Source organism: Actinomycetospora sp. CA-101289, assembly GCF_050955895.1.
GTDB lineage: Bacteria > Actinomycetota > Actinomycetes > Mycobacteriales > Pseudonocardiaceae > Actinomycetospora.
The window spans coordinates 4,620,527-4,634,380 of record NZ_CP192093.1 but is presented as its reverse complement, the minus strand read 5'-3'; the positions used below and the strand labels follow the sequence as shown (position 1 = coordinate 4,634,380).

Sequence of the window (13,854 nt, the reverse complement as noted above, 5' to 3'; positions counted from 1 at the left end):
CCACGTGGCTGCCGACGGGACCGAGGCGGTGCTCCCGATGCTCGCCGTCGCGGGCGACCCGCCGACCGGCTCGGGCTGGGCGGCGGAGTTCAAGTGGGACGGGGTGCGGGCCCTGGTGGCGACCGGGCCGGACGGCGTGCGGATCACCAGCCGCAACGGCAACGACGTCACCGCGTCCTACCCCGAGCTCGCCCACGCCGGCGACGGGCGCTCCCTGCTGCTCGACGGCGAGATCGTCGCGATGGACGCCCAGGGCCGCCCGAGCTTCGGCCGGCTCCAGCAGCGCATGCACGTCCGCGCCCCCAACCAGCGGCTGATCACCTCGGTGCCGGTGTCGCTGTACCTGTTCGACCTGCTCGTCGAGGACGGCGAGGACCTGCGCGACCGCCCGTGGGACGAGCGGCGCGCGCGGCTCGAGGCGCTCGGCGCCGACGCCTGGCCGCGCATCGCGGTGTCGCCGTCGTTCACCGACGTCCCGCCCGCCACGGTGCTCGAGGTGGCGCGGAAACAGGGCCTGGAGGGCGTCGTCGCCAAGCGCCGCAGCGCGCGCTACGAGACCGGGCGGCGGTCGTCGGCGTGGGTGAAGACGGCGGTGATGAACACCCAGGAGGTCGTGCTGGGCGGCTGGACGCCCGGGAAGGGTCGCCGGGGCTCGACGGTGGGGTCGCTGCTGCTCGGCGCCCGGGACGGCGAAGGGCGGCTGCGCTACCTGGGCCACGTCGGCACCGGGTTCACCGACGCGATGCTCACAGCGCTGCAGGAGCGGCTCGAGCCGCTGCGCTGCCCGGACAGCCCGTTCGACGAGACCGTGCCCCGCGAGCACTCCCGCGACGCGCGGTGGGTGGCGCCGCAGCTGGTCGGCGAGGTCGAGTACCGCAACGTCACCCCCGACGGCCGCCTGCGGCACGCGACGTGGCGGGGGCTGCGGCCCGACCGGGAGCCCGACGAGGTCCGGATCGAGCTGCCCGAGCTCGCCGCGGAGCTGGCGGCTCCCGGCTCGGCGGACCGGCTCGCGAAGTACCAGGCCATGCGCGACTTCGCGGCCACCCCGGAACCCGCCGGCGGCGACCCCAGCCCCGGCGAGAAGATCTTCGTCGTGCAGCGGCACCGGGCCCGGCGGCTGCACTACGACTTCCGCCTGGAGATCGAGGGCGCCCTCGCCAGCTGGGCGGTGCCCCGTGGCCCAACCCTCGACCCGTCGGCGCGGCACATGGCCGTGCACACCGAGGACCACCCCATGGACTACGCCTGGTTCGAGGGCGTGATCCCGAAGGGCCAGTACGGCGGCGGCGACGTGATCGTCTGGGACCGCGGCACGTGGCACCCGGCGCGCACCGACGACCCGGCGGCCGCCGTCGCCGCGGGCGAGCTGCACTTCGACCTGGTCGGCGAGAAGCTCGCCGGCCGCTTCGCCCTCGTCCGGCGCCGCTCGCGCGACGGCGGGTCGTCGAAGGAGGAGTGGATGCTCGTGCACAAGCACGACGACCACGCCGTCGAGGGCTGGGACCCCGAGGAGCACCCGCAGTCGGTGATCTCCGGGCGCACCAACGACGAGGTGGCCGCGGCGCCGGCGGCGATGTGGCAGAGCGGTTCGCCCTCCGCGACCGCCGAGGTGCCGCTGGCGGGCGCCGACCCCGGGCAGCAGGCCGCGGCCACCGCGGACGAGCTGGCGGCGCTGGACGCCCTCGGCGCCAAGGGCACGTGGGTGCTGGGCGGGCACGAGCTGGTGCTGACCAACCTCGACAAGGTGCTCTTCCCCGGCGACGCCGGGCCGCCCGTGACCAAGCGGGACCTCGTCCGCTACCACGCCCGCGTCGCCCCGTACCTGCTGCCGTACCTGGCCGGGCGCCCGGTGAACCTGCACCGATTCCCCGACTCGACGGCGCGCGCCGGGTTCTGGCAGAAGGAGGTGCCCGACCACGCGGCGACGTGGCTGCGGCGCTGGCACAACCCCGAGGCCGAGCCGGACGAGACCCAGAACTACTTCGTGCTCGACAGCACCGCGGCGCTCGTGTGGATGGCCAACTACGGGGCGGTCGAGCTGCACCCGTGGACCTCGCGGCTGCCCGACGTGCACCAGCCCACCTGGGCGCTCATCGACATCGACCCCGGGCCGGCGGTGGGGTTCGCCGACGTGCTGGCCCTCGCCCGGCTCTACCGCGCGGCGCTGGCGCACCTGCAGGTCGACGCGGCGCCCAAGGTCACCGGCAAGCGGGGCGTGCAGATCTGGGTGCCGATCGCCGACGGCTACACCTTCGACGACACCCGCGCGTGGGTGGAGAAGCTCTCGCGCGCGGTCGGGCAGATCCGCCCGGAGCTGGTGTCGTGGGAGTGGCACACCGACCGCCGCCGCGGGCTGGCGCGGCTAGACTACACGCAGAACGCCATCAACAAGACCCTCGTGGCGCCGTTCAGCCCGCGGCCGTCCCCGGACGCCCCGGTGTCGATGACGCTGACCTGGGACGAGCTCGACGACCCCGACCTGACCCCCGACCGCTGGACGGTGCGGACCGCCCTCGACCGGCTGCACGAGGCCGGCGACCCGCTGCGCCCGCTCGTCGGCCGGGCGCAGACCCTCCCGGTGCTCTGAACACGGTTCCGGGTTCGCTGCACTCAGGACGGGCGGGCGGCCTGGCTGTCGGCGTAGGCCCGGCGGCGCACGACGTTGGTGAGGCCGACCGGCTCGACGCCCCCGGCGCGGTGGAAGGGCGTGAAACGCAGGCGCTCGCTATGCTCGGCGGGCACCGGGTCGTGCACGGTCACCGTGCCCACCGTCGTCCACGGGCCGAGCGGGGTGGCCACGAGCAGGTCGATCCGCAGGCCGGTCCGGGCGGCGTCGCTGACCTCGTCGAGGCGGGCGAGCGGCCCGTGCCCCTCGGCCGGGCGTGCGCCCAGCACCACGGTCCGCCCCGCGAGGCGGAACACGCTGATCGAGGAGTAGTGGGTGCCGGCGTAGTCGCGGGCGGGCACGAGCACGTGGCGCGCCCCGGGCGCCGGCGCGGAGGAGATCAGCAGGAGGTCCTGCGGCCCGCCGAGGAGGTCGAGGCGCAGCGCGAGGCCGAGCAGGTCGGGCAGCGGCTCGGGCACGCCCGCGCCGCGGGACAGGCGCAGGAGCCCGTGGTGGGTCGCGGGCTCCCCGAACACGGTGCCGGCGCAGCGCTCGTCGCCGGGGACGTCCACCGTCACCGCGAAGGTCCGCCCGCGGGGGTGGAACACGCGGGCGCGGCGGACGAACGACCCGACGCCGAACGCCGGCCCGACGAGCCGTCCCGCGGTGGCGTCGAGGAACCGGTCGACGGGGCCGGGCGGGGGTGTGGGCGGGTCCGTGGTGGTCATGCCGCTCCTCGGGCGGGGGTGCGCGGGACCCGGCGGCGTTTCCCGGACCGCCCGCGCCGGAAACGGCGCACACTCGGCGCGTGGCGCGGTCGACGTCGGGCGAGTCGGTGCTCGAGCGCGTGGTGCGCATCCTCGAGGCGTTCACGCCGGAGACGCCCGCGCTGCAGATCTCCGAGGTCGCGCGCCGCGCCGGGCTGCCCGTGGCCACCGCGTCGCGCCTGATCGCCGACCTCGTCGCCCAGGGCCTGCTCGCCCGCGACGCCGACCGGCGGGTGCGGGTCGGGACGCGGCTGTGGGAGCTGGGCTCGCGGGCGTCGCCGACGCTGTCGCTGCGCGAGACCGCGATGCCGGTGATGGAGGAGCTGCAGCAGGCGGTCGGCCACCACACCCAGCTCGGCATCCTCGACGGCGACGAGGTGCTGTTCGTCGAGCGCCTCAGCGCCGAGCGCGCGGTCATCAACTACACGCGCATCGCGATGCGCCTGCCGCTGCACGCGTCGTCGTCGGGGCTGGTGCTGCTGGCCTACGGGTCGGCGGTGCTGCAGGAGCGGGTCATCGCCGCCGCGCGCCACCGGTACACACCCACGACGGTGGTCGAGCCCGGTCCGCTGCGGGCGCTGCTCGCCGACGTCCGCCGGCAGGGGTTCGCGTTCTGCCCCGGGTACATCCACCCCGACGCCACGGGCATCGCGGTGCCGGTCCGCGGCGCGGGGCGCCAGCTCGTCGCGGCCGTCTCGGTGATCGTCCCGAACGACGACCGTGCCCGCGGGCACCTCCCGGCCCTCACTGCCGCCTCGCGGCGCATCGGGCGCCGGCTCGACGATCGTCCCATTGAGTGAGAACGCCGTTCCGCCGGCCACCCCCGGCTGCGCATGCTCGACGGCACCCGGGACCCGAGGAGGCCGACGTGGGGGACGCGCAGGGCGACCAGCTGGTGGTGACGGCCAAGGAGGTCGTCGCCGACGGCGTGGTGACGCTGGGGCTGGCCCGGCCCGACGGGGGCCGCCTGCCGGACTGGGCGCCGGGCGCGCACATCGACGTGACCCTCGCGACCGGCGCGACCCGGCAGTACTCGCTGTGCGGCGACCGCTGGGACGCGCACTCCTACCGGGTCGGCGTGCTGCGCGAGATCGACGGCCGCGGCGGGTCGGCGCACGTCCACGACGAGCTCGCGGTGGGCGACGTCGTGGCCTTCGGTGGGCCGCGCAACGACTTCGCGATGGTGCCCTCGCCGCGCTACCTGTTCGTCGCCGGCGGCATCGGCATCACGCCCCTGCTGCCGATGGTCCACCAGGCCGACCTGATCGGGGCGGACTGGGCGCTGCTCTACGGCGGCCGCCGCCGGTCGTCGATGGCGTTCCTCGACGAGCTCGCCCGCCACGGCGACCGCGTGCACCTGCATCCCCAGGACGAGGCGGGCCTGCTGCCCCTCGCGGCCTGGCTGGCGGAGCCCCGCGAGGACACCGTCGTCTACTGCTGCGGTCCCGGACCCCTGTTGGACGCCATCGCCGACGCGACGGCGCACTGGCCGCCGCACCGGCTGCGCACCGAGCGCTTCGCCGCCGCCGAGCTGGGCGCGCCCGTGCGCGACGAGCCGTTCGAGGTCGAGCTGGCGCGCACCGGCACGACGATCACCGTGCCGCCGCAGCTCTCGGTGCTCGCCGCCGCCCGCGGCGCCGGGGCCACGGCGCTGTCCTCGTGCGAGCAGGGCGTCTGCGGCACGTGCGAGACCTCGGTGCTCGCGGGCGTCCCCGACCACCGCGACTCGATCCTCGCCGACCACGAGCGCGCCGCGGGCGACTGCATGTTCCCGTGCGTGTCCCGGTCGTGCACCGACCGCCTCGTGCTGGACCTCTAGGAGATCCACGATGACCACCACCGCCCCGGCCATCCCCACCGTCGACGTCGACCCCTTCTCCCACGAGGTCCTCGCCGACCCGCTGCCCGTGCAGGCCGCGCTGCGCGACGCGGGCCCGGTGGCGTGGATCCCGCGCTACGACCTCTACGCCGTGGCCCGCTACGACGAGGTGCGCGCGACGCTCGTCGACTGGCAGCGCTTCCCGTCGAGCGCCGGGGTGGGCCTGTCGAACTTCCGGTACGAGGAGCCCTGGCGCCCGCCGTCGCTGCTGCTCGAGGCCGACCCGCCGCACCACGACGCGCCGCGCGCGGTGCTCGCCCCGATCCTGTCGCCGCGCGCCCTGCGCCGGCTGCGCGAGCGGTGGTGCGGCGACGCCGACGACCTCGTCGCGGGGCTGCTCGACGGCGCCGGGGACACCGTGGAGCTCGACGCCGTCGCCGCGCTGGCCGAGGCGTTCCCGTTGCGCGTGTTCCCCGACGCCGTGGGCCTGCCGACCGAGGGTCGCGAGCATCTGCTGCCCTACGGCGACCACGCGTTCAACGCCTTCGGCCCCGCCAACGACCTCGTGGCGAAGGGCGCGCCGCGCGTCGCCGAGCTCTCCGCGTGGGTCGCGTCGCAGTGCGCCCGCGACGTGCTCACCGACGACGGGTTCGGGGCGGCGATCTGGGCGGCGTCCGACCGCGGCGACATCACCCCGGCGCAGGCCCCGCTGATCGTGCGTTCCCTGCTCACCGCCGGCGTCGACACCACCGTGCACGGGCTCGGCGCCTGCCTCTACGCCCTGGCCTCCAACCCCGGGCAGTGGGACCGGCTGCGCGCCCGCCCCGACCTCGCCCGGGTGGCCTTCGACGAGGCCGTGCGGTGGGAGTCGCCGGTGCAGACGTTCTTCCGCACCGCCGACGTCGACGTGCCGATCAGCGGCGCCGTGGTGCCCGAGGGCCACAAGATCCTCATGCTGCTCGGCGCCGCCAACCGCGACCCGCGCCACTGGGACGACCCGGACACCTTCGACCTCGCCCGCGACCCGTCGGGGCACGTCGGCTTCGGCATGGGCCTGCACCAGTGCGTCGGCCAGCACGTCGCCCGGCTCGAGGCGGAGGCCCTGCTGGGCGCCCTGGCGCGCCGCGTCGAGCGCCTCGAGCTCGCCGGCGAGCCCGAGCGCCACCACAACAACACCCTGCGCGCCTGGGGCTCGCTGCCGATGCGGCTCCACGTCCGCTGACCGGTGTCGGCCGCCGGGCGGAGGTGTGCCGTCGAGGGCGCTGGGCGAGGATGGTCCGGGACACGCCCACCCGAGAGGCACCGGATGCGCTACGACGACGACGCCCAGCTCGACACGTCCGAGGTCACCGACCAGCGGGGCCAGGGCGGCGGCTCCGGCGGCTTCGGGGGTGGCGGCTTCGGAGGCGGCGGGGGTGGCGGCCTGCTGCCGCTGCTGCTCGGGCTGCTCTTCCGCGGGCGCAGCGGCAAGGTCAGCTGGGTCCTGATCCTCGTGGTCGTCGTCGGCTTCTTCGCCGTCCAGTTCCTCGGCGGTGGCACGTCGTCACCGGTCGCGCGCGGGTTCGGCGAGCCGGGCGGGCCGTCGCAGGCGGGCGCGTCGGAGCTCGCGAGCGAGTGCCGCACCGGCGCCGACGCCAACACCAACCCCGACTGCGCGATCGTCGCGGACATCAACTCGATCCAGGCGTACTGGTCGAGCGGGGGATACGTCACGGTCGCCCGCACCGTGCGCGGCGCGCAGCCGCGCTACACCAACGTCGACACGGTCTTCTTCACCGGCGCGGTGAACACCCGCTGCGGCAGCGCCGACTCCAGCGCCGGGCCCTTCTACTGCCCGGCCGACGACCTCGTCTACATCGACCTGACCTTCTACGACCAGCTGCGCCAGCAGTTCGGGGCGCAGGGCGGGCCACTGGCCAACGCCTACGTGCTCGCCCACGAATACGGCCACCACGTCCAGGACCTGCTCGGCACCGAGGCCGCCGTGCGCACGCGGCAGGGCGCCGCGTCGGACGCGGTGCGCCTCGAGCTGCAGGCCGACTGCTACGCCGGGGTGTGGATGAACCACGCGTCGCAGCCGGTGAACGGGCGCCCCGCGTTCATCACCGACGTCACGCAGGCCGACCTCGAAACCGCGGTCGACGCCGCCCAGCGCATCGGCGACGACTACATCCAGGGCCAGCTCGGCGGCGGCACCGTCGACCCGGACTCGTTCACCCACGGCACCTCGGCGCAGCGCAAGCGGTGGCTGAGTACGGGCTTCACGAGTGGGGACCCCACCCGCTGCAACACGTTCCGCACGAACGACCTGGGATGAGGTTCCGGCGTGCTCCTGACCGGGGTGCTGGTGGCGATCGCCGCCGCCGCGAGCAACGCGGTCGGCTCGGTGCTGCAGCGCTCGGCGTCCCGTCACCACGATCCGGCAGCCGGCCGCTGGCAGGCGCTCGTGAACCTCCTGCGCCGCCCGGCCTGGTCGGCGGGCGTCGCCGCGCACGTCCTGGGGTTCGTCCTGCAGGGGGTGGCACTCGGTCTGACGCTGATCACGGTCGTGCAGCCCGTGCTGGTCGTCGAGCTGCCGCTGACCCTGGTGCTGAGCGCGCTGGTCCTGCGGACACCGATGGGCCGCCGCGCCTGGGTGGCGATCGCGGCGATGGCGGGCGGTGTGGCGGTGTTCCTCTTCTGCCTCGTCCCCGAGGGCGGCGACCCGGGGGCGACGTCCTCGACGGCATGGCTCGTCGGCACCGCCGTCGTGCTGGTGCTGCTCGCCGCGCTCGTGCTCCTGGGCCGCGCCGGCAGATCGCGGCGGCGTGCCCTGTGGTTCGGGATCGCCACCGGGGTCACCTACGGCTACAACGCCGCCCTGCTGGCCGCGCTGGGCCCGGTGTGGATCGAGGGCTGGTCGGGCCTGCTGACGGCGTGGCAGACCTACGGCGTCCTCGTCGGCGGCACCGTGTCGTTCGTGTTCCTCCAGCAGGCGCTGCAGGCCGGCGACCTGATCTGGGCCCAGCCCGGCATCACGCTCGCCAACCCCCTGGTCGCGATCGTGTGGGGGTTCGTGGTGTTCGGGGAGCGCGTCGTCGTCGACGTGTGGCTCCTCGGCGCCGCGGCCGGCGTCGCGGGGATCGTGGCGGGCACGGTCGTCCTGAGCCGGGTCGCCCTGCCCGCCGTCGCCGGGGAGGCCGACGGGGGCAGCGGGGTCAGCGGGGGATGACCCGCTCCTCGCGCAGGACCTCGAAGGCGCGTGCGAACGAGTCCAGCGTGCGGACGTAGCCCGTGAAGCCCGCCAGCCGGGCCTTGCTCATGTCCGTGACGCACTCGATGTCCCGGCCGAGGTCGCCGTCGGTGTGCCACGCCGACGCGACGTGGTCGAGGCGCGTCTCGCGCAGGCCCTCGCGCTCCGCGAGGCGCTCCCACGCCTGCCCCATGGCCGCCATCTGTCCCTCGAGCGGAGCGGGGTCGCCGTCGAAGCCCTCGGGCGTGACGTCGAGCAGCTCGGCGAGCCGCGACCACATCCACCGCCAGCGGAAGACGTCGCCGTTGACGACGTTGAACGGCTCGTCACGCGCCGCGGGCGTGGTCGCCGCCCAGAGCATCTGCTCGGCGAGCTGGCCGGCGTCGGTCATGTCGGTCAGCCCGTGCCACTGCTGGGCCGAGCCGGGGAAGCGGAAGGCGCGGCCGGTCTCGCGGCACAGGGCGGCGTAGGCGCCGAGGGTGGACGCGATGTTCATCGCGTTGCCGACCGCGTAGCCGACCATGGTGTGCGCGCGGTGCACGCTCCAGCCGAACCCGTGCCGCTCGGCGGCGGCGAACAGCTCGTCCTCCTGCGCGTAGTAGAAGTTCGGAGCGTCGACGCGGGGGCTGTCCTCGCGGAACGGCGTCTCCGGGATTTCGCCCTGGCCGTAGGCCTCGAACGGGCCGAGGTAGTGCTTGAGCCCGGTCGTCAGCGCGACGTGCTCGACGGTGCCGTCCGCGCACGCCGCCTCCAGGACGTCGCGCACCATCGCGCCGTTGACCCGGATGTTCTCCTCCTCGCTGTCCTGGCGGGCCCAGGCGGTGAGGAACACCGCGGTGGGGCGGGTGCCGGCCAGCGTCCGCGCCAGGGCGTCGGGGTCGGTGAGGTCGGCCTGCAGCGACTCGACGCCGGACACCGACGAGGTGCTGCGGCGCGAGAGCCCGAGCACGGTCCCTCCGCGCGGGACGAGACGGGTGGCGAGGGCGTGGCCGGCGATGCCGGTCACGCCGACGACGAGCGGGCGGTCCAGGGCGGGCACGGGGTCCTCCTCGCGGGATGGGCGGTCCGGGAGGAGTACTCACTCACCGGTCCGTTCACTCGTGACGCGGGCGACCCGCCAGCCCGAGCTCGGCGAGGATCGCCGCGGTGTGCTCGCCGAGCGCCGGGATCGCGCCCATCGGCAGCTCGACGTCGTCGAACACCATCGGCGGCAGGGTGCCGCGCAGCTCGCCGACCTCGCTGGCCACCGGGCGCCAGCGGCCGCGCTCGACGAGCTGGGGGTGCTCGAGGACGTCGGCGGTGCCGTTGACCTGGGCGGCGGGGATGCCGGCGGCGGCGAGGCGCGCGTCGAGCTCGGCGGTGGTGAACCGGCGGGTGTGGCACGCGACGAGCGCGTCCAGCGCGGCGCGGTGCTCGACGCGGGCGACGTTGGTGGCGAACCGCGGGTCGTCGGCGTGCTCCGGCGCACCGAACACCTCGGTGACCAGGGCTCGCCAGCCGCGGTCGTTCTGCACGCCGACGAGCACCTGGCCGTCGCGGGTGGGGTAGGCGTCGTACGGGGCGATGGCGGCGTGGGACAGGCCCATCCGCGGCACCTGCCGGCCGCCGTAGAGCTGCATGAGCAGCGGGTGGCCCATCCACTCCACCGCGGCGTCGAACATCGACACGTCGATCTCCGCGCCCTCGCCGGTGCGCTCGCGGCGGAACAGGGCGGAGAGCACCGACATCGCGGCGTAGCAGCCGGCGGCGATGTCGGCGTTGGGCACGCCGGTCTTGGTCGGGGTGTCCGGGGTGCCGGTGACCGCGACCATCCCCGCCTCGGCCTGCACGAGCATGTCGTAGGCCTTGCGGTCGCGGCGCGGCCCGCTGGTGCCGTAGCCGGAGATGGCGAGCGTGACCAGACGCGGGTCGGCGGCGCGCAGCGTGGCGGGCTCCAGGCCGAGGCGGGCGAGCGCGCCCGGCGCGGTGTTGTGCAGGAAGACGTCGGCGCGGGCGAGCAGGGCCGTGACGACCTCGCGGCCCTCGTCGGTCTTGAGGTCGACCTCGAGCGACTCCTTGCCGCGGTTGAGCCACACGAAGTGGGTCGCCAGGCCGCGCACGGCCTCGTCGTAGTGCCGCGCGAAGTCGCCCTCGCCCGGCTTCTCGATCTTGATGACGCGGGCGCCGAGGTCGGCGAGGTGACGCGTGGCCAGCGGCCCGGCCACGGCCTGCTCGAGCGCGACGACGGTGATGCCCTCGAGGGGGAGTGGGTTCATCGGCCGCGGGGAGGAGCCGTGGTCATGGCCCGACCGTAGGGCTACACGCCGGCCTTGGCGCCGGTGACCTCGAGGGGCTCGTCCTCGGGTGACGGCTCGCCGGTCGCGAGCTCGGCCGCACGGCGGATCGTGCGCCGATAGGCGTCGGGATCGGTCTGCAGGACCGCGATGCGGCGCCAGCGTCGACGACGTCGTGGACCCCTCCGAGCTCCAGGGAGGAGCGGGCGTCGTCGAGGGCGGCCTCGTACTCGGCCACGAACCGCTCCGCGCCGCGCGGGAGCAGCCACTGCCGGACGACCGCGGGCGAGGCCCCCCCGGACGAGCGGGTGCGGAGCCCGGTCGCGGTGTGCGGCAGCCGTCATGGCGGCGAGGACAACGGGATCCCCCGACAGCGAACGGGGTCGCGGACCGTCGCTCGGCGACGCCGGAATATCCGTAGCCACTTCAATGCTTGTAGCTGCTACCGAGTACGAGTGATGGGGTGACGAGATGACCGACCTGCTGCTGGTCCCCGTCGACGACAACGTGATCTTCCCGGGCATGACCGTCGTGGTCCCGGCCGCCGAGGTCGGCGCCGAGGAGGGCGAGCAGGTGCTGCTCGTCCCGCGCCACGACGGGCACTTCGCCGGCGTCGGCACCGTCGCCGACGTCACGGGCCGCACCCGGCTGCCGAACGGCGTCACCGCCGTGCAGCTGACCGGCGTGCACCGCGGGAAGGCCGGGACGGGCAGCGCCGACGACGCAGGACACCTGCGCGTCGACGTGACGCCCCACCCGGACAGCACCGAGCGCGACGGGCGCATCCGCGAGCTGGAGAGCACGTACCGCGTGGTGGTGGACGAGATCCTCGAACTGCGCGAGGACGACGGCCGCGTGGCCGCGTTCCTGCGCGGCATCGACGAGCCCGGCGCGCTGGCGGACACCGCCGGCTGGTCGCCGGAGATTCCCTACGACGAGAAGGTGAGCCTGCTCGAGACGCTGGACGTGCGCGAGCGCCTGGAGCTCGCCGTGCGCCTGCAGCGCGAGCGGCTCGCCGAGATGCAGGTCCGCAAGTCGCTGCGCGAGGACGTCGAGTCCGGCGCGGCGAAGCAGCAGCGCGAGTACGTGCTGCGCCGTCAGCTCGAGGCGATCCGCAAGGAGCTCGGCGAGGGCTCCGACGACGCTGCCGACGGGCCCGACGGCTACCGCGCCAAGATCGAGGCGGCGGGCATGCCCGACCACGTGCGCGAGCAGGCCGAGCGCGAGCTCGCCCGCCTGGAGCGCACCGGCGAGCAGTCCGGCGAGTCCTCGATGATCCGGACCTACCTCGACTGGCTGCTGGCCCTGCCGTGGGCGAAGGCCTCGGACGAGCAGCTCGACCCGACCGCGGCACGGACCGTGCTCGACGCCGACCACACCGGCCTCGAGGACGTGAAGGACCGCATCGTCGAGTACCTGGCCGTGCGCAAGCTGCGCCGCGACCGGGGCGTCGAGGGCGACAAGCCGGGGTCCAATTCTGGCCAGGGAACGATCCTCACGCTGGTGGGACCGCCCGGCACCGGCAAGACCTCGATCGGCGAGTCGGTGGCCCGCGCGATGAACCGCGAGTTCGTCCGGATGTCGCTGGGCGGCGTCCGCGACGAGGCCGAGATCCGCGGCCACCGGCGCACCTACGTCGGCGCCCTGCCCGGCCGCCTGGTGCGGACCCTGCGCGACGCGGGCACGATGAACCCGGTGATCCTGCTCGACGAGGTGGACAAGGTTGGCGCCGACTGGCGCGGCGACCCGTCCGCCGCGCTGCTGGAGGTGCTGGACCCGGCGCAGAACCACGCGTTCCGCGACCACTACCTCGACGTCGAGATCGACCTCTCGCAGGTGGTGTTCCTGGCGACGGCCAACCAGCTCGACACGATCCCGGGCCCGCTGCTCGACCGCATGGAGGTCATCTCCTTCGACGGCTACACCGTCGAGGAGAAGGTCGCCATCGCGCGCGACCACCTGCTGCCGCGACAGGTCACCAGCGCCGGCCTCACCGCCGACGACGTGACCGCCGACGAGGCGGCGCTCCGGCTCGTGGTGTCCGAGTACACCCGCGAGTCCGGCGTCCGTCAGCTCGACCGCTCGCTGGGCAAGCTGACCCGCAAGATCGCCACGCGGATCGCGTCGGGCTCGGGTCCGGTCGTCGTCGACACCGACGTCGTGCGCGAGCACCTCGGCCGGCAGCGGTTCTTCACCGAGGCCGTCGAGCGGACCGCGGTGCCCGGCGTCGCGACCGGCATGGCCGTGACCGGCGCGGGCGGCGACGTCCTGTTCATCGAGGCCGCCTCGATGGTCGGCACCGAGGGCCTGGTCCTGACCGGCCAGCTCGGCGACGTCATGAAGGAGTCGGCCCGGATCGCCCTGTCGTGGGTGCGCTCGCACGCCGCGGAGCTGGGCATCGCCGAGGACGCGTTCGAGGGACGGTCGTTCCACGTGCACGTCCCCGCGGGCGCGATCCCGAAGGACGGGCCGTCGGCCGGCGTCACCATGGCCACGGCGCTGGTGTCGCTGCTGACCGGGCGACCGGTGCGCCACACCGTCGCCATGACCGGTGAGCTGACGCTGCAGGGCCGGGTCCTGCCGATCGGCGGGGTGAAGCAGAAGGTGCTGGCCGCGCACGCGGCGGGCCTGACGCAGATCGTCGTCCCGGAGCGCAACCGCGCCGACCTCGACGACGTCCCCGCCGACGTGGCCGCGCAGCTGGAGTTCCACCCGTCGATGACGATCACCGAGGTCCTCGACGTGGCCCTGGAGCCCGTCGAGGCGCTGCAGGTGGCCGCCTGAGATGTGCTCACGAGGACCGGTGCCGCCCGAGGTGCGCGCGCTGACGGCACTGCTGGAGCGACGCTGGTCGCTCTCGGTGCTCTACGCCGCGCACCTCGGGGCGGCCCGGTTCTCGGAGTTCGAGCAGGCCCTCGGCCAGGTGCCGCCCGCGACCCTCGCGGCGCGCCTGGCCGACCTCGAGGCGGCGGGGCTGCTCGTGCGCCGTGTGCTCGACACCCGGCCGCCGCGCACCGAGTACGAGCTCTCGGCCGAGGGGCACCGGCTGGCCCCGCTGCTGGAGGCGCTGACCACCTGCAGCCGCCCGCACCGGCCGCGCTGACCACCTGACCTCGGAGGTCATCGCCCCCGCCGCGCCCCGGTGGTGGGCTCGA

The 13,854-nt window shown here is 74.9% G+C and carries 12 protein-coding genes; 8 read left to right on the top strand and 4 right to left on the bottom strand.

All coding sequences use genetic code 11. From position 1 onward, the window contains the following. Positions 1 to 4: 4 nt before the first annotated feature. Positions 5 to 2,590, top strand: a complete 2,586-nt coding sequence (ligD, locus tag ACQPX6_RS23150) for a non-homologous end-joining DNA ligase (RefSeq protein ID WP_433782773.1) — start codon at positions 5 to 7, stop codon at positions 2,588 to 2,590. Positions 2,591 to 2,613: 23 nt separating this feature from the next. Here ligD and ACQPX6_RS23145 read toward each other — a convergent pair whose 3' ends face one another. Next, the gene (locus tag ACQPX6_RS23145; protein WP_433782771.1) at positions 2,614 to 3,336 is read right to left on the bottom strand and encodes a hypothetical protein; all 723 of its coding nucleotides are present in this window, start codon (positions 3,334 to 3,336) and stop codon (positions 2,614 to 2,616) included. A gap of 80 nt (positions 3,337 to 3,416) precedes the next feature. Between ACQPX6_RS23145 and ACQPX6_RS23140 the strand changes: the two genes are divergently transcribed. The 5 genes from ACQPX6_RS23140 to ACQPX6_RS23120 all read left to right on the top strand — a co-directional run bounded on the left by ACQPX6_RS23140 (position 3,417) and on the right by ACQPX6_RS23120 (position 8,405). Continuing rightward, positions 3,417 to 4,175: an IclR family transcriptional regulator gene (locus ACQPX6_RS23140; RefSeq protein ID WP_433782770.1), complete on the top strand. Its 759-nt coding sequence runs from the start codon at positions 3,417 to 3,419 to the stop codon at positions 4,173 to 4,175. A 68-nt stretch (positions 4,176 to 4,243) separates the two neighbouring features. Beyond that, complete coding sequence (locus ACQPX6_RS23135) at positions 4,244 to 5,194, top strand: PDR/VanB family oxidoreductase (RefSeq protein ID WP_433782769.1); 951 nt, start codon at positions 4,244 to 4,246, stop codon at positions 5,192 to 5,194. A gap of 10 nt (positions 5,195 to 5,204) precedes the next feature. Continuing rightward, positions 5,205 to 6,416, top strand: coding sequence for a cytochrome P450 (locus ACQPX6_RS23130; RefSeq protein WP_433782767.1), 1,212 nt, complete (start codon positions 5,205 to 5,207; stop codon positions 6,414 to 6,416). Between the two features lie 84 nt (positions 6,417 to 6,500). Next, positions 6,501 to 7,511, top strand: coding sequence for a KPN_02809 family neutral zinc metallopeptidase (gene ypfJ / locus ACQPX6_RS23125; protein WP_433782766.1), 1,011 nt, complete (start codon positions 6,501 to 6,503; stop codon positions 7,509 to 7,511). A 9-nt stretch (positions 7,512 to 7,520) separates the two neighbouring features. Then, on the top strand, positions 7,521 to 8,405 hold the full coding sequence (locus ACQPX6_RS23120) for a DMT family transporter (protein WP_433782764.1): 885 nt from the start codon (positions 7,521 to 7,523) through the stop codon (positions 8,403 to 8,405). On the opposite strand, the gene ACQPX6_RS23115 is transcribed toward ACQPX6_RS23120, so the two are convergent. The 3 genes from ACQPX6_RS23115 to ACQPX6_RS23105 are packed head-to-tail and all read right to left on the bottom strand — an operon-like array spanning position 8,392 to position 10,964. Then, entirely contained in the window at positions 8,392 to 9,465 is a 1,074-nt protein-coding gene (locus tag ACQPX6_RS23115; RefSeq protein WP_433782763.1) for an SDR family oxidoreductase, read from the bottom strand. The genes ACQPX6_RS23120 and ACQPX6_RS23115 overlap by 14 nt on opposite strands. A 55-nt stretch (positions 9,466 to 9,520) precedes the next feature. Beyond that, positions 9,521 to 10,681 (bottom strand): CaiB/BaiF CoA transferase family protein, encoded by a 1,161-nt coding sequence (locus ACQPX6_RS23110; RefSeq protein WP_433782762.1) that lies wholly within the window; start codon positions 10,679 to 10,681, stop codon positions 9,521 to 9,523. 22 nt (positions 10,682 to 10,703) lie between these two features. Beyond that, a complete protein-coding gene (locus tag ACQPX6_RS23105) occupies positions 10,704 to 10,964 on the bottom strand; it encodes a DUF6247 family protein (RefSeq protein ID WP_433788333.1) in 261 nt (86 codons plus the stop codon). A 206-nt stretch (positions 10,965 to 11,170) separates the two neighbouring features. On the opposite strand from ACQPX6_RS23105, the gene lon reads away from it, so the two are divergent. Next, entirely contained in the window at positions 11,171 to 13,483 is a 2,313-nt protein-coding gene (gene lon / locus ACQPX6_RS23100) for an endopeptidase La (RefSeq protein ID WP_433782761.1), read from the top strand. Between the two features lie 19 nt (positions 13,484 to 13,502). Next, positions 13,503 to 13,802, top strand: a complete 300-nt coding sequence (locus ACQPX6_RS23095; protein WP_433782759.1) for a winged helix-turn-helix transcriptional regulator — start codon at positions 13,503 to 13,505, stop codon at positions 13,800 to 13,802. Positions 13,803 to 13,854: the final 52 nt, after the last annotated feature.

Excerpts from the sequence above, each read along its gene's own strand:
- ACQPX6_RS23145 (WP_433782771.1), bottom strand. The coding sequence starts at position 3,336 with ATGACCACCACGGACCCGCCCACACCCCCGCCCGGCCCCGTCGACCGG.
- ACQPX6_RS23130 (WP_433782767.1), top strand. The coding sequence starts at position 5,205 with ATGACCACCACCGCCCCGGCCATCCCCACCGTCGACGTCGACCCCTTC.
- ypfJ (WP_433782766.1), top strand. The coding sequence starts at position 6,501 with ATGCGCTACGACGACGACGCCCAGCTCGACACGTCCGAGGTCACCGAC.
- ACQPX6_RS23110 (WP_433782762.1), bottom strand. The coding sequence starts at position 10,681 with ATGAACCCACTCCCCCTCGAGGGCATCACCGTCGTCGCGCTCGAGCAG.
- lon (WP_433782761.1), top strand. The coding sequence starts at position 11,171 with ATGACCGACCTGCTGCTGGTCCCCGTCGACGACAACGTGATCTTCCCG.